Here is a 20334-nt window from a genome sequence, read left to right as displayed (position 1 = left end):
CCCGCGAAAAGACCTCCGCCGTCGACGTTTCGACCCGGTGGCGCCCTCCGCACACACGACAGGAATCAGACATGCCGAAACGCATTTCGGATGTTTCGCTCCATGTTTATGTGACACCGGAAAACCTCGAACGCATCGTCGAGGCCGTGCGCACGGCGCTCGACGATCACCTACTCGATCGTGACGTCTTCGCCTGGCGTTTCACACTACCGGCGGCCCCGGACGACCCACTCCACGCGGAATTCGAAACTCATTGGCGCGCCGAGAATTCCGATGCGCCGCCGACCGGATACGGCACCTATGAGATCGCCCTCAGCTTGGTCGGCGATCCCGCTGAGCTCACCGATACCGATATGGCAGCACTGCAATCTCGGCTGCGGTCCGGTATCGCGTCGGCGACCACACAGCAGGTGCCGCTGCGCATCCGCGCACATCAACGCACCGACGTCGACCTCTACCCCACCATCGAACGCATCTGAGCCGGCGCCGAATCCCGGCCCCGCCGTGGCCTTTCGGCCGGCGCCCGAGCATTGCGCGGGCGCCGGCCGGGCAGATCAGCGCCGGGACGGGAAGTGGCGGATGAGCCCTTCCTGCACCGTGGTGGCCAGCAGCTCACCGCTGCGCGAGTAGAAGCGACCGGTGGCCAGGCCACGCGAACCGGCCGCGACCGGGGACTCGGTGGCGTAGAGGGCCCAGTCGTCGAAGCGGAACGGGCGATGGAACCAGATCGAGTGGTTCACCGTGGCCGCGACGATCCGGTCCAAGCCCCACGACAGCCCGTGGGTGGTGATGATCGAATCCAGCACCGTGGTGTCGGAGGAGTAACCGAGGGTCGCCACGTGGATCAGCGGATCGTCGGGCAGGGTGCCGTCGGCGCGCATCCACACCCGGTTGTGGTTGAGCCGTTCGCCGGTGCCCTTGAGGATCCAGGCCGGATCGTTGGTGTAGCGCATATCGATCGGATGCGGGGCGTTGACGAACATCTCCAGCTTGTCCTCCAAGCCTTCGAAGCTCTCCTCCACCCGCGGCAACGTCTCCGGATCGGGAACCTCGGGCTGCTGATGGGCATGCTCGAGGCCCTTGCCCCAGTCCTGGAACGCGGCCAGCATCACGAACAGTTCCTGACCGTCCTGGCTGGCCGTGACGGTCCGGTTGGCGAAGGAGCGGCCGTCGCGGTGCCGGTCGACCCGGTACTCGATCGGCTTCTTCACATCGCCGCCGCGCACGAAATGCGCGTTGACCGCGTGCACCGGACGGTCACCGACCGTCCGGCCCGCGGCCATGATCGCCTGCGACACCAGCTGCCCGCCGAACGTGCGGCTCCACACCTTCTCCGGGTGCTGACCGACGAAGACGTCTTCGTCCATCTGTTCCAGATCCAGCAGATCCAGCAGTACGTCCAGATCGGTACGCTGCGCCCGCGTCACATCGACGCCGACGGAGTCGTCAAGCGAAACGCTCACTCTAATGGTCCTCCTCACCGATACGGTGCACGTGGATCAGGTTCGTGGAACCGACGGTACCGGGCGGGGAGCCCGCGACGATAACCACCAAGTCGCCCTTCTGGTACCGGTTCATGCTCAGCAGCGCCTGATCGACCTGCTTGATCATGGCGTCGGTGCTGTCCACGGTAGGCACGATGAACGTTTCCGTGCCCCACGTCAAGGCCAGCTGGCTGCGCACCTCCGGCAGCGGGGTGAACGCCAGCAGCGGCAGCGGGGTGTGCAGGCGGGCCAGCCGGCGCACCGTGTCCCCGGACTGGGTGAACGCCACCAGCGCCTTGGCATTGAGCCGCTCGCCGATATCGCGGGCCGCGTAGGAGATGACACCGCGCTTGGTGCGCGGCACATGCGTCAGCGGCGGCACCCGGGTGGATTCGGTCTCCACCGCGTGCACGATGCGCGCCATGGTGCGCACGGTCTCGATCGGGTACTTGCCGACCGAGGTTTCACCGGAGAGCATCACCGCGTCGGCGCCGTCGAGCACGGCATTGGCGACGTCGGAGGCCTCGGCCCGGGTGGGGCGCGAGTTGTCGATCATCGACTCCAGCATCTGGGTCGCCACGATGACGGGTTTGGCGTTCTCCCTTGCCATTTGGATGGCGCGCTTCTGCACGATCGGCACCTGCTCGAGCGGCAGCTCCACACCGAGATCACCGCGCGCGACCATCACCGCGTCGAAGGCGAGCACCACGGCCTCGAGGTTGTCGATGGCCTCGGGCTTTTCCAGTTTGCCGATCACCGGGACGCGGCGGCCGACGCGATCCATCACGTCGTGCACCAGCTCGACATCCGAGGGCGAACGCACGAATGACAACGCGATGAAGTCGACGCCCAGTTTCAGGGCGAACTCCAGGTCCTCGATGTCCTTGTCCGACAGCGCGGGCACCGACACGTCCATGCCGGGCAGAGAGACGCCCTTGTTGTTGCTGACGGGGCCACCCTCGGTGACCCGGCAGACCACGTCGTTGCCGTCGACGGCGGTGACGGTCAGGCCGACCTTGCCGTCGTCGACGAGCAGTCGGTCGCCGGGCTTGGCGTCGGCGGCGAGTTCTTTGTAGGTGGTCGAGACGCGGTCGTGGGTGCCATCGACGTCGTCGACGGTGATGCGCACCTCTTCGCCCGTCGCCCAGACCGTCCGGCCTTCGATGAAGCGGCCGAGGCGGATCTTGGGGCCCTGTAGATCGGCGAGAATGCCGACGGCGCGGCCGACATGGTCGGAGGCCTGCCGCACCTTCTTGTAGTTGTCGGCATGGTCGGAGTGCTCACCGTGGCTGAAGTTCAGCCGCGCTACGTCCATACCGCTCTCGACGAGTTCTCGAATACGGTCCTCGGTGGCAGTGGCCGGTCCGAGGGTGCACACAATCTTCGTCCGTCGCATCACGAGTCGAGCCTAGTCCTGACCGGGACTACCGGCGCGTTGGCCATGCCGAGTGCGGCGTGTGGTGGCTCACCGCGCGCTGAGTGAGCGGGCGTAGTTCACCTGGTGCAGCAACATCGGGAACGTCTGCTGATTCTGCACCGGGATCATCGTCGAGTGGTAGCGACCCTCGCTGGTGACGGTGACCTGCACATAACCGACCGTCGTCCGCTCCTTGACCAGCAAGAACAGCAGGCCGAGGAAACACAGCGGGAAGAACAGGATCGCCAGCACCACCGCATAGGTCGGAATCTTCTCCGAGGTCTGCGACATATCGGTGATCGTCCACACCGCGCCCCGCAGCGGCATGGTGCCCGCCGGGGTGGTGACCGAATCCTCGGAGATGCCGATATCGCCGATCGACATCACGAACCCGCCCGGCACGCCCATGGGCATCGGGCCGGGCATACCGGGCGGCATCCCGGGATGCATTCCGCTCGCCATTGGCGGGAAGGCCCTCGTGGGGCGCGGACCGGCGGGCTGCGGCGGGAAGTTCACCGGCAGGCCCGGGCCGCCGTCGGCCGGGTACGCCTGATCACCCGGATGCGACGGCTGCGGATCGGTGGCCTTGCGCAGACTCGGCCCGGTGCCGGGCGGACCGTACTGCGGTCCCCCAGCTCCCGGCGCATGCTGATCCGACTCGGCCACTCGCGTCCTCCTGCTCTCCCGGGCGCCCGTGCCGCCCCCCGGTGCGTATCCCGGCCCGCCGATCGCGCGGGCCTACCGCCCATTCTGTCGGGGACGGCCGCCGCTGTCGCCCGAACTAGCCGCCCTTCTTCGCCTCGGCGGTTTCGGCGGAATCGGCGTCCTTGCCGGATTCGGCATCGCTGGGCTCGTCGGCCTCGCCGGACTTCGCGCCCTTACCGGTGTCCGCGTCCTTCTCCGACTTCGCATCCTTGCCGGACTTCGCATCCTTGCCGGACTCTGCGTCTTTCTCGGACTTCCCGTCCTTGTCAGACTCTGCGTCCTTCCCGGACTTCGCATCCTCATCGGACTCCGCGCCCTTGTCGGACTTCCCGTCCTTGGCCAGGTCGGTTGCCGTTCCGGCCTCCTCGCCCTCAGCGGCGTCCTTGTCCGCCGCCGCCGACTCCGCCCCCGCCCGGCGCAGCGCGCCGATCTGCCACGGCCATGGACGCTTCTCCGCGCCGGGCTGGAGCTGCGCGGCAGTCTCGCGGCCCTTCGTCGCGAACACGAAGTAGGCGATGGCGGCGAGGAAGACCAGCGCGGAGGTGAAGGAGTTGATGCGGATGCCGGCGATGTGGGTGGCTTCGTCGTCGCGCATGAGTTCGACGAAGAAGCGGCCGAAGCTGTAGCCGGCGACGTAGAGCGCGAACAGGCGGCCGTGGCCGATGCGGAAACGCTTGTCGATGTAGACCAGCAGCAGCACCACCAGCACGTTCCACAGCAGCTCGTACAGGAATGTCGGGTGCACGACCTTCTCCACCACGCCGGTGGAGACGCCGTTCATCATGTCCAGGCGGCCCTGGTCGTCGAAGCGCTGGTAGATCTCGAGGCCCCAGGGGACTTCGGTCTCGCGGCCGTAGAGTTCCTGGTTGAAGTAGTTGCCGAGGCGGCCGATGGCCTGGGCCAGCAGGATCGGCGGTGCGATCGCGTCGCCGAGGGCGGGCAGCGGGATCTTGTAGACGCGGCAGCCGATCCAGGCGCCGATACCGCCGAGGAAGACCGCGCCCCAGATGCCGAGACCGCCCTGGTAGATCTTGAGCGCGTCCATCGGGTTGCCGTCGGCGCCGAAGTATTTCTGCCAGTCGGTGGCGACGTGGTAGAGCCTGCCGCCGATGAGACCGAACGGGACGGCGAACATCGCCACATCCAGCACCGCGCCCGGCTGCCCGCCGCGTTCGCGCCAGCGCCGCTCACCCCACCAGATGGCGACGATGATGCCGACGATGATGCACAGCGCGTAGGCCCGCAGCGGGAACGGCCCGATCTGCCATACGCCCTGGGGCGGGCTCGGGATATAGGCGAGCACGTCGGCGGCGCCTGCGCTCAGAACGCCGTCACCGCGCGTGCCGATGCTGGAAACACTGTCTGCCAGGACTCGTAAGGTCACGGGGGCCACCGTAGTCGAGGAGCCCGGCGGTGTGCCTTCGGGTCAGGACGCGACGGTCGCCGAGCGCACGCCGTCGGCCAGCTCGGCCGTCAGCGTCCGCACCGCGTCCAAGCCCTCGGCGGCCGCGGTGACCAACGCCGAACCGACGATCACGCCGTCGGCGTAGGCGGCGATCTCGGCGGCCTGGGCACCGGAACGCACGCCGAGACCCACCCCGATCGGGATGTCGGAGTGTGCGCGGACCCGGGCACACAGCGCGGGCGCGGCCGAGGACACGGCGTCACGGGCGCCGGTCACGCCCATGGTGGAGGCGGCGTAGACGAATCCGCGCGAAGCCTCCAGGGTCTTGACCAGGCGCTCCTCGGTCGAGGACGGGGCGACCAGGAAGATCCGGTCCAAATCATGGGCGGTCGAAGCGGCGAACCACTCGTCGGCCTCGTCGGGGATCAGGTTCGGGGTGATGATGCCGGCGCCGCCCGCGGCCGCGAGGTCCCGGGCGAACCGGTCCACGCCGTACTTGAGCACCGGATTCCAGTAGCTCATCACCACGGCCTGGGCACCGGCCGCGGTGACGGCCTCGACCACGGAGAACACATCGCGCACCCGCACTCCGTTGCGCAGCGCCTGCTCGGCGGCCTGCTGGATGGTCGGCCCGTCCATCACCGGATCGGAGTAGGCCACACCGACCTCGACGATGTCGCAGCCGGCCTCGACCATGGCGCGCACGGTGGCGATGGAGCCGTCCAGATCCGGGTAGCCGGCGGGCAGGTAGCCGATCAGGGCGGCGCGGTGTTCGGCGCGGCAGGCCGCGAAGGTGTCGGCGAGTCTGGACTGCTGGCTCACTACCCGTTCCCCTTGCCTTCGGCGGCGTCGTCGTCGAACAGCCCGAACCAGCGGGCCGCGGTGTCCATGTCCTTGTCGCCGCGACCGGACAGGTTCACCAGGATGATCGCGCCCGGGCCGAGCTGCTTGCCGAGCTCGAGCGCGCCCGCCACCGCGTGCGCGGATTCGATCGCCGGGATGATGCCTTCGGAGCGGCTGAGCAGCAGCAGCGCGTCCATCGCGGCGGTATCGGTGACCGGCAGGTATTCGGCGCGGCCGGTGTCCTTGAGGTAGGCGTGCTCGGGGCCGACGCCGGGATAGTCGAGTCCGGCGGAGATGGAATGCGATTCGATGGTCTGGCCGTCCTCGTCCTGCAACAGGTACGAGTAGGCGCCCTGGAACGCGCCGGGCGATCCGCCGGTGAAGGTGGCGGCGTGGCGGCCGGTCTCGACACCGTCGCCCGCGGCTTCGTAACCGACCAGGCGCACGCCCGGATCGTCGATGAAGGCGTGGAAGATGCCGATGGCGTTGGAGCCGCCGCCGACGCAGGCCGCGACGGCGTCGGGCAGCCTGCCGGTGAGCTCCTGCACCTGCTCACGCGCCTCGAGGCCGACCACGCGCTGGAAATCGCGCACCATCAGCGGGAACGGGTGCGGGCCCGCGGCGGTGCCGAAGCAGTAGTAGGTGTCGTCGGCGTTGGAGACCCAGTCGCGCAGGGCCTCGTTGATGGCGTCCTTGAGCGTGGCGGAGCCGGTGCTCACGGATACGACCTCGGCGCCGAGCAGCCGCATCCGGGCCACGTTGAGCGCCTGGCGGGCGGTGTCGACCGCGCCCATGTAGACGATGCAGTCCAGCCCGAGCAGCGCACAGGCCGTCGCGGTGGCCACGCCGTGCTGGCCGGCGCCGGTCTCGGCGATGACGCGGGTCTTGCCCATGCGCTTGGCCAGCAACGCCTGGCCCAGCACGTTGTTGATCTTGTGCGAGCCGGTGTGGTTGAGGTCTTCGCGCTTGAGCAGGATGCGGGCGCCGCCGGCGTGCTCGGCCAGTCGGGTGCATTCGAAGACCGGCGAGGGGCGGCCGGTGTAGTCGCGCTGCAGCCGGTCGAGTTCGCCCAGGAACTCGCGGTCGCTGCGCACCTTGTCGTATTCGGCGGTGACCTCTTCGATGACGGCCATCAGCGCCTCGGGCACATGCCTGCCGCCGTAGACGCCGAAGTGGCCGCCGCCGTCGGGTTCGTGTCCGCTGCGGTGGGCGACGCCCTCGCTGGCCGCGGGCAGCCGGGTGCCGGCCATCAGCGGGTCCGCCGGGCGGGCTTCGGGCAGGACGGGTGGGTACCCGCGGTCACCAGCTGGGAGACCGCCGCGCGCGGGTCGCCGCTGGTCACCAGGCCCTCGCCGACGAGCACGGCGTCCGCGCCCGCGCCGGCGTAGGCCATCAGGTCGGCGGTGCCACGCACGCCGGACTCGGCGACCCGGATGACCTCGGTGGGCAGGCCGGGCGCGATCCGCGCGAAGCAGTCGCGGTCGACTTCCAGGGTCTTGAGGTTGCGGGCGTTGATGCCGACGACCGAGGCACCGGCGTTGAGCGCCCGGTCGGCCTCTTCTTCGGTGTGCACCTCGACCAGCGCGGTCATGCCGAGCGATTCGGTGCGGTCGATGAGCGAGCTCAGGGTGTCCTGTTCCAGCGCGGCGACGATCAGCAGGATGACGTCGGCGCCGTGCGCGCGCGCCTCGTGGATCTGGTACGGCCCGACCACGAAGTCCTTGCGCAGCACCGGGATGTTCACGGCGGCACGGACGGCGTCGAGGTCGTCGAGCGAGCCGTGGAAGCGACGGCCCTCGGTGAGCACGCTGATGATGCGGGCGCCGCCGTCTTCGTAGGCCTTGGCCAGGCTGGCGGGGTCGGCGATCTCGGCGAGCGCTCCCTTGGAGGGGCTGGCCCGCTTCACCTCGGCGATGACGCCGATGCCGTCTTCATGCAGCGCGGCGAGCGCGTCCTTCGGCGGCGGCGCGGCGGCGGCCGCGGCCTTGATGGCTTGGAAGTCCAGCAGGGATTCCCGTGCGGCCACATCCGCGCGGACCCCGTCGAGAATCGAGTCGAGTACCGTCATCTGGCTCGAATCCTTTCTGGGGAGACGGACTCACTGCCTGAGAAATCCCCCCAGGCGCTGTCTCACCGGTGCTGATCAAGAGTAAAGGGGCGGGTGTGGCGCGCGTGCGCCGGGGTTGGCACCCGGGTTGCGGGCGCCCGCCACATGTGCTGTGCCGGGTCGCCCGATCATCGGATCACCTGCTGTCGGGCCTGGACGGGTCGTCATCGGGGCCGGTCCGCGGGCGATCTTCGGTGGGGTCGGTGCCCGCGTCGAGCGCGTCCCACAGGACTCGTTCGGTGACGGGCGGGGCGGTGCTGTCGCCACCTTCGCCACGCCCGGCGACCAGATCGGTGGCGGCGGCGCGGCGGGCGACCGGATTGTCGTATTTGGCCGACAGCTGGGCGCTGTCCTTCGGCATCCTGGCCAGCAGCACACCGGCGGCGAACGCGGCCAGCGCGCCCGCCATGGTCAGGACGGCGGGCCCGGCGGCGGTGCTCACCTGCTCGACCTGGGCGCGGCCCGGGAGTTCGGCGAGGGTGGCCGCGCGCTGGGCGGTGGCGCCGGAGCCGGTGAGCAGCGCCAGCGCGGGCACCGCGACGACCGCGCCGACCAGCGCCACCAGCACCCCGACGACGCGGCGCAGCCAGCCCTTGGTGGCCAGCACCGCGGCGATGGCGGCCAGCAGCACCAGGGCCAGCGGGGTGAGCGCGCCGAACCAGGTGCCGCCGTCGAGGTCGTCGGTGCGGGGTTCGGTGAGTCCGTCCGAGGAACGCACGCTCACCCACGTCATCCGGGAGGCGCCCCACAGCGCGGCCGCGGACACGGCCAGCAGCACCACCGGGACGACGGGACGGTTACGGCCGGGCGAGCTCGCCGCTGCCTGCTGCTGCGTGGTGCCGGTGTCCGAATCGTTCTCGTCGCTCATGCGGATACCTCACCGCTGTCCGCGCCGGTCGCGGCAGCCGTGTCGCCGGTGTTGCCGGCGTCGGCGCGATAGGCCCGCACGGTCTTCGCCGCGGCGACCGCCCGCAGCACCGCCATCGCCTTGTTGCGCGATTCGGTGTCCTCGTATTCGGGTTCGGAGTCGGCGACCACACCGGCGCCGGCCTGCACGTAAGCGGTGCCGTCCTTGAGCAGCGCGGTGCGGATGGCGATCGCGGTGTCGGCGTCACCGGCGAAATCCAGGTAACCGACCACGCCGCCGTAGATGCCGCGGCGGGTGGGTTCGAGCTCCTCGATCAACTCCATGGCCCGCACCTTCGGCGCGCCCGACAGCGTGCCCGCCGGGAAGCAGGCGCGCACCGCGTCCAGGGCGATCTTGCCCGGCGCCAGCCGCCCGGACACCGTCGACACCAGGTGCATGACGTGGCTGTAGCGCTCGACGTGCCGGTAGTCGGTGACGCGCACCGTCCCCGGCTGACAGACCCGGCCCAGATCATTGCGGCCGAGGTCGACGAGCATCAGATGCTCGGCGTTCTCTTTCTCGTCGGCGAGCAGGCCCTTCTCCAGCAGCAGATCGTCCTCTTCGGTGGCCCCGCGCCAGCGGGTACCGGCGATCGGGTGGGTGGTGGCCACGCCGTCCTGCACCGTCACCAGCGATTCCGGGCTGGAGCCGACGATGGAGAACGCGGTGCCGCCGGAGCCGTCGGGCACGTGCAGCAGGTACATGTACGGGCTCGGGTTGGACGCGCGCAGCATCCGGTAGAGGTCGATGGGCGCGCCGTCGTAATCCATCTCGAAGCGCTGCGACAGCACCACCTGGAAGGCCTCGCCGGCCTCGATCTCCTTGACCAGCCTGCGCACCCCGGCGCCGAATTCCTCGGTGGTGCGCTGACGCCGGAACTGCGGTTCGGGCTGGTCGAACACCGACACCGTCGATGCGGCGGGCGCGGCGAGCGCGGCGGTCATCCGGTCCAGCCGGGCCACGGCGTCGTCGTAGGCCTCGTCCACGCGTTCGGCGGTGCCGTTCCAGTTGACGGCGTTGGCGATGAGGGTGATGGCGCCCTCGTGGTGGTCGAAGGCGGCCAGATCGGTGGCCAGCAGCAGCACCAGGTCGGGCAGCTGGAGATCGTCGGCGGCAAGGTTGGGCAGCCGTTCCATCCGCCGCACCGTGTCGTAGCCGAGGTAACCGACCATGCCGCTGGTCAACGGCGGCAGTCCGGGCATGCGTTCGGTGCGCAGCAGTTCCAGCGTCTGGTGCAGCGCGTCGAGCGGGTCGCCACCCGAGGGGGCGTCGGCGGGGGTCGCACCGAGCCAGGCGGCCTCACCGTCGACCACGGTCAGCGCCGACGGGCTGCCGGCCCCGATGAACGACCAGCGCGACCAGGAACGCCCGTTCTCCGCGGACTCGAACAGGAAGGTGCCCGCCCGGTCACCGGCCAGTTTGCGGTAGGCCGACAGCGGAGTCTCGGAGTCCGCCAGCACCTTTCGGGTCACCGGCACCACCCGATGCTCGGCGGCCAGCTGATGGAACTGTTCGCGGGTCGTGGTGGCCGTGGTGTCCTGGCGGTGGGATGCGCCCTGCATCGGTCCATCATCCCAGGCCGCTCCGACCGGCCGATGGGCGCACCCGCCGGTAGGGTCGATCCATGAAGACTGGCCAGCTCGCTCCGCAATTCGAGCTCCCCGATCAATCCGGCACCAAACGTTCCCTCGACGAGTTGCTCGCCGACGGGCCGCTCGTGCTCTTCTTCTACCCCGCCGCCAACACCCCGGTGTGCACGGCCGAGGCCTGCCATTTCCGTGATCTGGCGGGCGAATTCGCCGCGCTCGGCGCGAGCTGCGCCGGCATCAGCGCCGACGCGGTCGACACCCAGGCCGGGTTCGCCGACAAGCAGCGCCTCGGCTATCCGCTGCTGTCGGATCCCGACGGCGTGGTGGCCGAGCAGTTCGGCGTCAAGCGGGGCCTGCTGGGCAAGCTGGCGCCGGTCAAGCGGCAGACCTTCGTCATCGATACCGACCGCACCGTGCTCACCGTCGTCACCGGTGAACTGCGCGCCAACGTGCACGCCGACGAGGCGCTGAAGTTCCTGCGCGAGCGCGCCAAGTGATCCGTCGCCGGTCCGGGCGCACGCCCCGGACCGGCACTTTTCCTGCCGAAACACCGTCCGGGCAGCCGCGCGGGCGCGCTCGGGCGACCTACGCTGGAGCCATGACCACGCCCCAGCGCACGCCGGACACGCGGACCTCCTCGATCTCCTGGCGCACCCGGATCATCGCCGGAGCCGCCTTGGTCGTGGTGCTGGTCGTCGCCTATCTGATCCTCGCGGCGTTCATCCCCCGCTGGTGGGCTCAGCGCGTCGGCGAGATGGTGGCGGGCAGCTTCTCCAAGGGCATCGGCTGGGGCCTGGTCTACGGCGGCCTGTGTACCGCCGTGCCGCTGTTTCTGTTGCTGGTCGCCGTACTGGTTTGGAAGCGCCGCGGCGGCAAGGCGATCGCGGGCGGGGCGGTAGTGCTCGCGCTGATCTTCGCGATCCCGAATCTGATGACCCTGACGGTGGTGCTCGGCGGCAACAATGCCGCGCACGCGGGCGAACGCATCATGGACGTCGACGCGCCCGCCTTCCGCGGCGCCTCCCTGGCCGGCGCGATCTTGGCCGTGCTGATCTTCCTGCCCGTGGTGTACCTGGTGGTGCGCCGCGGCTGGCGGCGGCGCGCGGAAGCCAAGGCCGTCGTGCAGGGCGCGTCGGCACCTACTACGCCGGCCGACGCGATTCGCGAGCCCGGCACCGCACCCGGCACCGAGGGACGCCGCCCCGACAACCTGTGAGTGCCCTCACGTCATTTCGTGTCTCGCAGACGGTCGAGCGAAGTCGTGGCAAACTCATGGGCGCGGGTGACTGTCAGGGCACGACCACGTCACTTGGCTCGAGAGAAGGCGCACAGTGACGAAGTGGCTAAACCCAGTAGAACAGCGAGCTTGGCGGGCGATTGTCGCGTTGATGACACGCTTGCCGGGCGCTTTGGACACCCAGCTGCAACGCGAGGCCGGTCTTACGCACTTCGAATTCTGGGTGCTGTCGCTGCTGTCGGAGGAGCCGGCCCACCGGCTGCAGATGAGTGAGCTTGCCCACAGGGCAAACGCATCGCTATCGCGTCTGTCGCATGTGGTGTCCAAGCTGGAGCGGATGGGCTGGGCCGAGCGCACCGTCACCGCCGGACGCAGAGGCGTCCAAGCGGTCCTCACCGACGACGGGTACAAGAAGGTCGTCGAGGCCGCGCCCGGCTATCTCGACGCGGTCCGCACGCTGGTGTTCGACGGATTGGACGCCGGTCAGATCGCCACGCTCGCCGATCTCGGCGAGTCGATGAGCACCCAGCTGGCCGACCGGCTCGGTGTCCCCCGCGCCAAAGGCGAGCCGTCCGGCTTCTGAGCCGGTTCAGGAGTTCGCGGCCAGCAGCACATCCGCATCGAAGCAGGTGTGGGTGCCGGTGTGGCAGGCCGCGCCCTCCTGGTCGACGGTGAGCAGCACGGTGTCGCCGTCGCAATCCAGCCGCACCTCGTGCACGTACTGGGTGTGGCCGGAGGTCTCGCCCTTGACCCAGTACTGCCCGCGCGAGCGCGAGTAGTAGGTGGCCTTGCGGGTGGCGAGGGTGCGGGCCAGTGCCTCGTCGTCCATCCACGCGACCATCAGCACATCGCCGGTCCCGCGTTCCTGCGCGACGGCGGCGAACAGGCCGTTGTCATTGCGCTTGAGGCGGGCGGCGATGGCTGGGTCCAATGTCATGTCACCGTTATAGCAGTGCCAGTTGCTCGGCCAGGATCGCGACGGCCTCGCGGATCTGCTGCTCGCTGTGGCAGGCGGTGACGAAGAACCGCAGCCGCGCGAGGTCTTCCGGGACGGCCGGGTACAGGATCGGGTTCACGTTGATCCCGCGCCGCAGCAGCGCGGCCGACAGCTTCAGCGTTTTCAGCGAATCGCCGACGATGCACGGAATGATCGGGGTGTCGTGGCTGTCGCCGGTGTCGATCCCGGCCTCCTTGGCCAGCGTCAGGAACAGCTCGGCATTGCGCCGCAGTTGTCGCAGCGGTTCGCGGTCGGTGCGCAGCCGGCGGATCGCCGCGGCCGAGGCCGCCGCGTTCATCGGCGTCATGCCGACGCTGTAGACGAACCCGGGCGTGGTGTATTTCAGGAAGCGGATCAGCTCCGCGCTGCCCGCCACATACCCGCCGCAACCGGCCAGCGCCTTCGACATGGTGCCCGACCACAGCTCGACCTCGCGCCGGTCGACGTCGAAGTATTCGCCGATCCCACCGCCGCCGGCGCCGAGCACGCCGATGCTGTGCGCCTCGTCGATCATCAGCAGCGCCTTGTGCTTGTTCTTGACCGCGATGAGGGCGGGCAAGTCGGGGATGTCGCCGTCCTGGCTGTACACGCCTTCGATGAGGATCAGTACGCGACGGTAGCGGTGCCGTAGCTCGCTCAGCAGCCGGTCGAGCGCGGCGTGATCATTGTGCGGGAACGGCCTGCGGGTGGCGCCGGAGAGCTTGCAGCCCTGCACGATGCTGTCGTGGGCCAGGCTGTCGTGGAGCACCAGATCCTGCGGGCCGACGATGTGCCCGATGATGGTGACATTCGTGGAATGCCCGCCCACCAGCGCCATCGCGTCCTCGGTGCCGAGCAGTGCGGCGAGTTCGGCTTCCAGTTCCCGGTGCACCGGCTTCTCCCCGGACAGCACCCGGCTGGCCGAGCAGGAACTGCCGTAGCGGACGACGGCGTCCTGCACCGCTTCGGCCACGGCCGGGTCGCCGGACAGGCCGAGGTAGTTGTAGCTGGAGAAGTTCAGCACCGGCTTGCCGTCGATCATCGAGGTGTCACGGGTGACGCCGTCGTTGACCAGGAAGTACGGGTTGGTCAGGCCGAGTGCCTCGGCTCCCGCGAGCCGGCCCTCGATGGCCATCACCTCGGGGAATTCGCTGATGCGGAATTCGGGGGCGACGTGCGGTTCGGGCGCGGGAGTCGGCGTGGTGGGCTCAGCATGCCGAGGCGGGGCGATCGCCTCGGCCTCGGCTCCCGGTGCCTGTGCCGCGGCCCCCGCGTTCACGCGCTGGTCGGCGACCGCGAGGTCGGTGTCACGGCTCGATGCCGAGGCGGCGCCACCATCCGCGACATACCCGACCACATCGCCGAGCGTCACCTGCTCCCCGAACCGCGCCGGATCCATGACCAGCCCGGGCATCCGGCGGACGATGCCGGTGAACAGATCGGCGGTCATGATCGAATCGAAACCCAGGTCGCCGCTCAGGGTTTGGGCTGCGGTGAGCCGTTCGACGGGATAGCCGCTCACCCGGGCCGCCTCGGCGTAGACGATGGTGGTGGCCTCGCGGTCGCTAGCGGATGGGGTTGCGGTGGTCGCAGCGCCGGCGGCAGCGCGTACACCAGTGGCCGCGACAGCCTTGGGGGCGACTGTCTGAGTGCCGACGACCTCCGCCCGGACAAGCGCGGAGCCGACGGGAAGCGTGACGGCAGGCGCAGAGCCGACGGCAGTTGTGTCGCTGACCCCCGCGCCTACCGGGGAGCAGCCCCGGTCCGCAAACCCCGCGGCCGCCCCATCGTGCCCGCCGCCCTTCGGCGTCTGCGAGCCGGCAGCCCTATGCGCGAGCTGTGCCAGTAGCGCGTTCTGTTCGCGGAAGAGCGCGATCATCTGGTCCATGGTGGTGGTGTCCTCGGAGTGGTCGGGTGATGCTGTGGGGGTTGGTGATTCGGGTTGGGCCGGCGACTCGACCCAGAACCGGTGTTCGGTCGAGAACTCGTACACCGGCAGCCGGCGACGCACCCGCTGCTCGGGCTCGTAGAGCCGATCCCAGTCCGGATCGAACCCGTCGCGGTACAGCGCGGCGATGGTTTCGGCGAACTCGCTGCCGGTGGCGCCCGGGCCGGGGCTGGGTGCCAGGCAGCGGCCGGCGAATTCCGGACGGATGCGGCTGATCAGCGGGGTGAGCACGCGTCGCGGTCCCACCTCGATCACATGCGTGGGTGCGGTGTCGAGCGCGGCCTCGGCGGCCTGGCCGAAGCGGACGGTGGTGCGGATGTGGGTGGTCCAGTACGCGGCGTCCATCGTCTCGCCGGGTTCGAGCAGGCGGCCGTAGACGGTCGAGTAGATCGGCAGGCTCGGCGCGCGGTAGGTGCATTCCCCCGCCGCTGCCTCGAATTCGGCCAACATCGGTTCCATGAGCGGGCTGTGGAAGGCGTGGGAAACGCTGAGCGCCTTGGTGGTCACGGTCCGCTCGCGCAGCACCTTGTCGATGCGGGCGATCGCGGCGGCGTCGCCGGACAGGACGAGATCGGCCGGCCCGTTGACGGCGGCAATGGCGACATCCGGCTCGTCGGCGAGCAGGTCGGCGACCGCCGCGACGCCGTCGGTGCCCAGCCGTGTCGCGTGGGCCTCGGCGGCTGCCTCCCCGGCGCGCACGGCCAGCATCGCGCCGCCGTCGGGCAGCCTGCCCATCAGCGCACCGCGCAGCACTACCAGCCGGCAGGCGTCATCCAGCTCGAGCCCTCCGGCGACGGCGGCCGCCGCGTATTCGCCGATGCTGTGCCCGAGCAGCCAGGCCGGCCGCAGCCCCGTCTCGGCCAGGGCACTCGCGAGCGCGTACTCCATCGCGAAGATCGCCGGTTGCGCCAGTTCGGTGCGGTCGATATCGGTGGCGTCATCGAGCAGCAGGTCGCGGATGGACCGGCCGAGGTGGGCGCTCATCGCCTCGTCCACGAGCCAGAGCGCACGCCGGAACCCCGGGCTCGCCGCCGCGAGCGGTTGCGCCATCCCGGCGAACTGCGAGCCCTGTCCGCTGAACATCCACCCGGCGGACACCGGTTGAGCCACAGCACTTTCCGGCCCCTCGAGCAGCGACTTCACCGCCTCGTCCCGATCAGCGGCAACTACCGCGAGCCGCCGCCGACCGGACGCCTTGACCTGATTGCTGGTCCAGCACAACTGCGCGAAATGCTCCTCGGACAGCTCCGGCAACGCCTCGGCCACGCGCACCGCGTTACGCCGCAGCCCCTCGACATTGTCCGACGACAGTGTCAACACACCGCCACGACTGCCGCGGCCCCCGACCGGCAGACCGTTTCGACGCGCGCCCGCAGCGCCCTCCGCCGACGACATCTGCCCTTCACCGACGGCGCCGGCGCGCCGACCGGCCGGGTCCGAGGAACGTTCGGCCACATCGCCGGCCCCGTGTCCGGTGCCACCGAGGTCATGCGACACCACATCTCGAACCGGCCCAGCGCCGACCGTCGATCCGAGCTTCCCACTGGCGCCGTGCGAACCGGCCACCGGCGCACTCCCCAGCACGATATGCGCATTCGTCCCGCCGACCCCGAAGCTACTCACCCCACCTACGGCCCGCTCGCCCAGCGGCAGCGCCTCTCCCAGCAACCGCAGACCGTGGTGCGCCAGCCGCAGTGTCGGGTTCTCGGTGTCGGCGTATCGGGTCGGCGGCACCAGGCGGTGGTGCAGGGCGAGCGCGGCCTTGATCACGCCCGCGATCCCGGCGGCGCCCTCGGTGTGGCCGAGATTGCCCTTGACGGAGCCGATTCCGCAGGGCCGGGGGCGGCCCGCGTGCAGCGCGCCCAGCGCCTTGACCTCGATCATGTCGCCGAGGACGGTGCCGGTGCCGTGGGCTTCGATGAAATCCACGTCCTGGGCCCGCACGCCGGCGCGCTCGTAGGCCTGCTCGACGACCTGCTGTTGCGCCCACCGGTTCGGTGCGGTGATGCCGTTGCTGCGGCCGTCGGAGTTGACGGCGCTGCCCTTGATCACCGCGTAGATCGGCAGCCCCGCAGCCTGCGCGTCGGCCAGGCGGCGCAGCACCAGCACGGCCGCGCCTTCACCGCGCACGATGCCGTCGGCCCGGCCGCTGAATGGTTTGCACCGCGCGTCGGGCGCCGACAGCCCGGCCTGGGTGTAGAAGATGCCGACCGCAGGTGACAGGACCAGGTTCACACCGCCGGCCAGTGCCTGATCGCACTCCCCCGAGGCCAGCGCGGTGCAGGCGAGGTGGATGGCGGCCAGCGACGACGAGCACGCGGTGTCGACCGCCATACTCGGACCGCGCAGATCCAGCTGGTAGGACAGCCGGTTGGCGGTCATGAAATACCCGTTGCCCGAACCGTGCTGCGCGGTGATCGCGCCGTAGTCGCTCATCTGCAGGTTCGCCCACTCGTTGGCCATCACGCCGACGTAGACGCCGGTGCGGGAACCCGCCTGGGCGCGCGGATCGAGGGTGGCGTCCTCCATTGCCCGCCATGCGGTGTGCAACAGCAGCCGCTGCTGTGGATCCATGGCGGCGGCCTCGCGCGGTGTGATGCCGAAGAATTCGTGATCGAAGACGTCGGCGTCGGCGAGGAATCCACCGCTGCGGTTGTTGATGGTGCCCGGACGCCCGGACGGATCGTGGAAGTCACCGACGGGCCAGCGGTCGGCCGGGACCTCGGTGATGGCCTCGCCGCCGTCGATCAGCAGTCGCCACAGTGCGGCGGGATCGGCCGCGCCGGGGAATCGGCAGTCGATGCCCACGATCGCGATATCGGAACTGTCGCTGGCGGTCGGCGTGCTCATCATGCGGCGGACGTCGTTTCGCCGGCGAGGAAAACCGCGATCTCGGCGATGGTCGGATAGTCGAACACCAGCGTGGGATCCACCTCGATCGACCACCGGTCCTCGATCTCGCCGCACAGCGCGACCGCCGAGACGGAGTCGATGCCGAGTTCGGCGAGCGGCACGGCCGGATCGACCTGGTGTGGCGCGCGGCCGGTGTATTCGGCGACGCGCTCGGCGAGCCAGCCGGTGAGGGCGGACGGGTGGGTGGGGGCGGTGGCGAACACAGTCGTCTCCTGAGTGGGGTGTGGGTGGGCGGTCAGCGGCTCGGTGCCGGTTCGAGATCGTGGTGCAGCACGCCGTCGACGCGGCGGTGCAGCAGTGCTGTGCGCATCGAACTGCGCTGCACCTTGCCGCTGGTGGTGCGGTGCACCGAGCGCGGTTCGACCAGCACGACATTCGGTGCGGGGACGGCGAATTCGCGGGCGACGGCGGTCTTGATCACCGCGGTGAGTTCGGTGAGGGTGATGCCGTCTTGCAGTGCCGTCTTCACGCTGTGCAGCACCACCAGCCGTTCCCGGTCGCCGGCGTCGACGGAGACAGCGACGCCGGTGCCGGCCAGCGCTGGGTGCAGCCCGCGCACCAGTTCCTCGATGTCCTGCGGATAGATATTGCGGCCGTTGACGATCAGCAGATCCTTGCGGCGCCCGGCGACGAACAGCTCACCGCCGGAGAAGAGCCCGAGATCGCCGGTGCGCAGGAACGGCCCTTCGTCGCCGAGGTAGGCGCCGAAGTCCTCGCGGGTCTCGGCCGGGCGCTGCCAATAGCCGGCCGCGACGCTGGCACCACGGATCCAGATCTCACCGACGACGTCGTCGGGCAACGGTTTCCGGGTTCCCGGGTCGACAATGCGGATGTCGAGACCGCGAGCAGGTTGCCCGCAGCCGACCAGAGGTGCGTCGGCGCCGGTGTCGAACGACCCCGGGATCGACGCCTCGCGCGCGGCGCCGGCCAGCAACGTCACCTCGGCCAGGCCGTACGCCGGACGGAACGCCGTCGCCCGCCAGCCCGCCGGTGCGAGCCGTTCGCGCACCGCCGTCATGGTGCGGGCGCGCACCGGCTCCGCTCCGCACAGGGCGAGTTCGAGGCTGGACAGATCCAGCTCGGCCAGCTGCTCGTCGGTCACCCGCCGGGCGATCAGGTCGTAGGCGAAATTCGGTGCGGCCGTGGCGGTTGCGCGGTACTTGTCGATGGCTTGCAGCCAGCGCACCGGGCGCTTCAGGAAGGTCGTCGGCGCCATGAACACCAGGTTCCCGCCGACGTGGACGGCACCGAGCAGCAGGCCGATCAGGCCCATATCGTGGAAGTGCGGGATCCAGCTGACGGCGGTCGCGGAATCGTCGAATCCGAGCGCGGCGATCGCGGCCTCGTTGTGCAGCAGATTGTCGTGGGTGACCACCACGCCCTTGGGGTTGCCGGTCGATCCCGAGGTGTACTGGAGAAACGCGATGGAGTCGTGGTCGATGGCGGGCGGCTGCCAGGCATCGGGCTCACCGAGCGGGCCATCGGTGGGCGCGACGACGACGTCCGGCGCCGCCTGCGCGATCAACGGCGCGAGATCAGCGGTGGTCAGCACCAGACCGGCGCCGCAATCGGCGATCACACCGGCGACCCGCCGCGCACTGCGTTCATCGTGCGGAACCGGCGCGGGCACCGCGATGACGCCGGCGTAGAGGCAGCCGAGAAACGCCCGCAGGAACGCCATCGCGTCGACGTAGAGCAGCACCACCGGCCGCGCCGACTCCGGCTGCGCGGCCAGCCAGACCGCTACCGCCCGGGCATCGCGGTCCAGATCGCGGTACCCGGCGATCTCCTCGCGCAGCTCACGGCCGTCTTCGTGGAGGTAGGTGTAGGTCCTGGTATTGCCGTACCGGGCGACCTGCTGCCTGACGTGCTGCACAAAACTGTCGTGCACGGGAGGATTCCTTCGCGGTGGGAGGTGGGGAGTTCCCACTCTCACCGACGCACCGCGCCCGCGACAGCACCCTCAGGGACCGCTCCCCGCACCCGCAGGGTGTGCCAACCTGCACCCTGGGGGTGAGGCCACGCTCCTACCGGACGACGATGTCGGCCTTGCGCATCGCGTCCTTCACCTGCGGAATGCTCAGATCGCCGAAGTGGAACACGCTCGCCGCCAGCACCGCGTCCGCGCCGGCCTCCACCGCGGGCACGAAGTGCTCGACCGCGCCCGCGCCGCCGCTGGCGATCACCGGAATCGACACCGCCGCGCGCACCGCGCGGATCATCGGCAGGTCGAAACCCGCCTTGGTGCCGTCGGCGTCCATCGAGTTGAGCAGGATCTCCCCCACCCCGAGCTCGGCGCCGCGCACCGCCCATTCGACCGCGTCGATGCCGGTGCCGCGCTTGCCGCCGTGGGTGGTGACCTCCCAGCCCGACGGGGTGTCTGGCTGACCGTCGGGCACCGTGCGGGCATCGACCGAGAGCACGATGCACTGCGAACCGAACCGCTGCGACATCTCCCGCAGCACCTCGGGCCGGGCGATGGCCGCGGTATTGACCGACACCTTGTCCGCCCCGGCGCGCAGCAGCCGGTCCACATCGTCGACGGTGCGCACCCCGCCGCCGACGGTGAGCGGGATGAAGATCTGCTCGGCGGTGCGGGTGACCACGTCGATCATGGTGCCGCGATCGGCGGAGGAGGCGCTGACGTCGAGGAAGGTCAGCTCGTCGGCGCCCTGGGCGTCGTAGAGGGCGGCCAGCTGCACCGGATCGCCCGCATCGCGCAGGTTCTCGAACTTGACGCCCTTGACCACTCGGCCCGCATCCACGTCCAGGCACGGGATCACGCGTACAGCAACCGTCATGG

General features: G+C 69.9%; 18 protein-coding genes. 4 read left to right on the top strand and 14 right to left on the bottom strand.

Going from position 1 to position 20334, the window contains the following annotated elements; all coding sequences use genetic code 11:
- Positions 1–71 precede the first annotated feature (71 nt).
- The gene (locus NOCYR_RS10150; RefSeq protein ID WP_014350277.1) at positions 72–479 is read left to right on the top strand and encodes a hypothetical protein; all 408 of its coding nucleotides are present in this window, start codon (positions 72–74) and stop codon (positions 477–479) included.
- 75 nt (positions 480–554) lie between these two features.
- Here NOCYR_RS10150 and NOCYR_RS10145 read toward each other — a convergent pair whose 3' ends face one another.
- The 9 genes from NOCYR_RS10145 to NOCYR_RS10105 form a co-directional block, all read right to left on the bottom strand.
- Positions 555–1367 (bottom strand): acyl-CoA thioesterase, encoded by an 813-nt coding sequence (locus NOCYR_RS10145; protein WP_228781298.1) that lies wholly within the window; start codon positions 1365–1367, stop codon positions 555–557.
- A gap of 97 nt (positions 1368–1464) precedes the next feature.
- On the bottom strand, positions 1465–2883 hold the full coding sequence (pyk, locus tag NOCYR_RS10140) for a pyruvate kinase (protein WP_174343920.1): 1419 nt from the start codon (positions 2881–2883) through the stop codon (positions 1465–1467).
- A gap of 66 nt (positions 2884–2949) precedes the next feature.
- Positions 2950–3567: a hypothetical protein gene (locus tag NOCYR_RS30350; RefSeq protein ID WP_014350274.1), complete on the bottom strand. Its 618-nt coding sequence runs from the start codon at positions 3565–3567 to the stop codon at positions 2950–2952.
- A 115-nt stretch (positions 3568–3682) separates the two neighbouring features.
- Positions 3683–4930 (bottom strand): prolipoprotein diacylglyceryl transferase, encoded by a 1248-nt coding sequence (lgt, locus tag NOCYR_RS10130; protein ID WP_081505576.1) that lies wholly within the window; start codon positions 4928–4930, stop codon positions 3683–3685.
- A gap of 102 nt (positions 4931–5032) precedes the next feature.
- The gene (trpA, locus tag NOCYR_RS10125) at positions 5033–5833 is read right to left on the bottom strand and encodes a tryptophan synthase subunit alpha (protein ID WP_014350272.1); all 801 of its coding nucleotides are present in this window, start codon (positions 5831–5833) and stop codon (positions 5033–5035) included.
- Positions 5833–7104, bottom strand: a complete 1272-nt coding sequence (gene trpB, locus NOCYR_RS10120; RefSeq protein WP_014350271.1) for a tryptophan synthase subunit beta — start codon at positions 7102–7104, stop codon at positions 5833–5835. Before trpB ends, trpA begins: the two co-directional genes overlap by 1 nt.
- On the bottom strand, positions 7104–7922 hold the full coding sequence (gene trpC / locus NOCYR_RS10115) for an indole-3-glycerol phosphate synthase TrpC (RefSeq protein WP_014350270.1): 819 nt from the start codon (positions 7920–7922) through the stop codon (positions 7104–7106). The genes trpB and trpC overlap by 1 nt, the downstream gene beginning before the upstream one ends.
- Positions 7923–8097: 175 nt before the next feature.
- On the bottom strand, positions 8098–8829 hold the full coding sequence (locus NOCYR_RS10110) for a TIGR02234 family membrane protein (protein ID WP_014350269.1): 732 nt from the start codon (positions 8827–8829) through the stop codon (positions 8098–8100).
- On the bottom strand, positions 8826–10430 hold the full coding sequence (locus NOCYR_RS10105; protein ID WP_014350268.1) for an anthranilate synthase component I: 1605 nt from the start codon (positions 10428–10430) through the stop codon (positions 8826–8828). The genes NOCYR_RS10110 and NOCYR_RS10105 overlap by 4 nt, the downstream gene beginning before the upstream one ends.
- A gap of 62 nt (positions 10431–10492) precedes the next feature.
- On the opposite strand from NOCYR_RS10105, the gene NOCYR_RS10100 reads away from it, so the two are divergent.
- The 3 genes from NOCYR_RS10100 to NOCYR_RS10090 all read left to right on the top strand — a co-directional run bounded on the left by NOCYR_RS10100 (position 10493) and on the right by NOCYR_RS10090 (position 12277).
- The gene (locus NOCYR_RS10100) at positions 10493–10954 is read left to right on the top strand and encodes a peroxiredoxin (RefSeq protein ID WP_014350267.1); all 462 of its coding nucleotides are present in this window, start codon (positions 10493–10495) and stop codon (positions 10952–10954) included.
- A gap of 101 nt (positions 10955–11055) precedes the next feature.
- Positions 11056–11673, top strand: a complete 618-nt coding sequence (locus NOCYR_RS10095) for a hypothetical protein (RefSeq protein ID WP_014350266.1) — start codon at positions 11056–11058, stop codon at positions 11671–11673.
- 172 nt (positions 11674–11845) lie between these two features.
- A complete protein-coding gene (locus NOCYR_RS10090; protein WP_148280585.1) occupies positions 11846–12277 on the top strand; it encodes a MarR family winged helix-turn-helix transcriptional regulator in 432 nt (143 codons plus the stop codon).
- A gap of 6 nt (positions 12278–12283) precedes the next feature.
- Here NOCYR_RS10090 and hisI read toward each other — a convergent pair whose 3' ends face one another.
- The 5 genes from hisI to hisF form a co-directional block, all read right to left on the bottom strand.
- Positions 12284–12631 carry a phosphoribosyl-AMP cyclohydrolase gene (hisI, locus tag NOCYR_RS10085; protein ID WP_014350264.1) on the bottom strand — a complete coding sequence of 116 codons (348 nt, stop codon included), beginning with the start codon at positions 12629–12631 and terminating at the stop codon, positions 12284–12286.
- A gap of 7 nt (positions 12632–12638) precedes the next feature.
- Entirely contained in the window at positions 12639–17471 is a 4833-nt protein-coding gene (locus tag NOCYR_RS10080) for a type I polyketide synthase (RefSeq protein ID WP_014350263.1), read from the bottom strand.
- Entirely contained in the window at positions 17468–17734 is a 267-nt protein-coding gene (locus NOCYR_RS10075; RefSeq protein ID WP_014350262.1) for an acyl carrier protein, read from the bottom strand. Before NOCYR_RS10075 ends, NOCYR_RS10080 begins: the two co-directional genes overlap by 4 nt.
- Before the next feature lie 32 nt (positions 17735–17766).
- Entirely contained in the window at positions 17767–19422 is a 1656-nt protein-coding gene (locus NOCYR_RS10070) for a fatty acyl-AMP ligase (RefSeq protein WP_014350261.1), read from the bottom strand.
- A 136-nt stretch (positions 19423–19558) separates the two neighbouring features.
- Positions 19559–20332, bottom strand: coding sequence for an imidazole glycerol phosphate synthase subunit HisF (hisF, locus tag NOCYR_RS10065; protein WP_036535683.1), 774 nt, complete (start codon positions 20330–20332; stop codon positions 19559–19561).
- Positions 20333–20334 lie beyond the last annotated feature (2 nt).

The organism is Nocardia cyriacigeorgica GUH-2, assembly GCF_000284035.1.
Classification (GTDB): domain Bacteria; phylum Actinomycetota; class Actinomycetes; order Mycobacteriales; family Mycobacteriaceae; genus Nocardia; species Nocardia cyriacigeorgica_B.
Note: the sequence above shows the minus strand (reverse complement) of the source record. Positions and strands in the feature narration are given on the sequence as shown.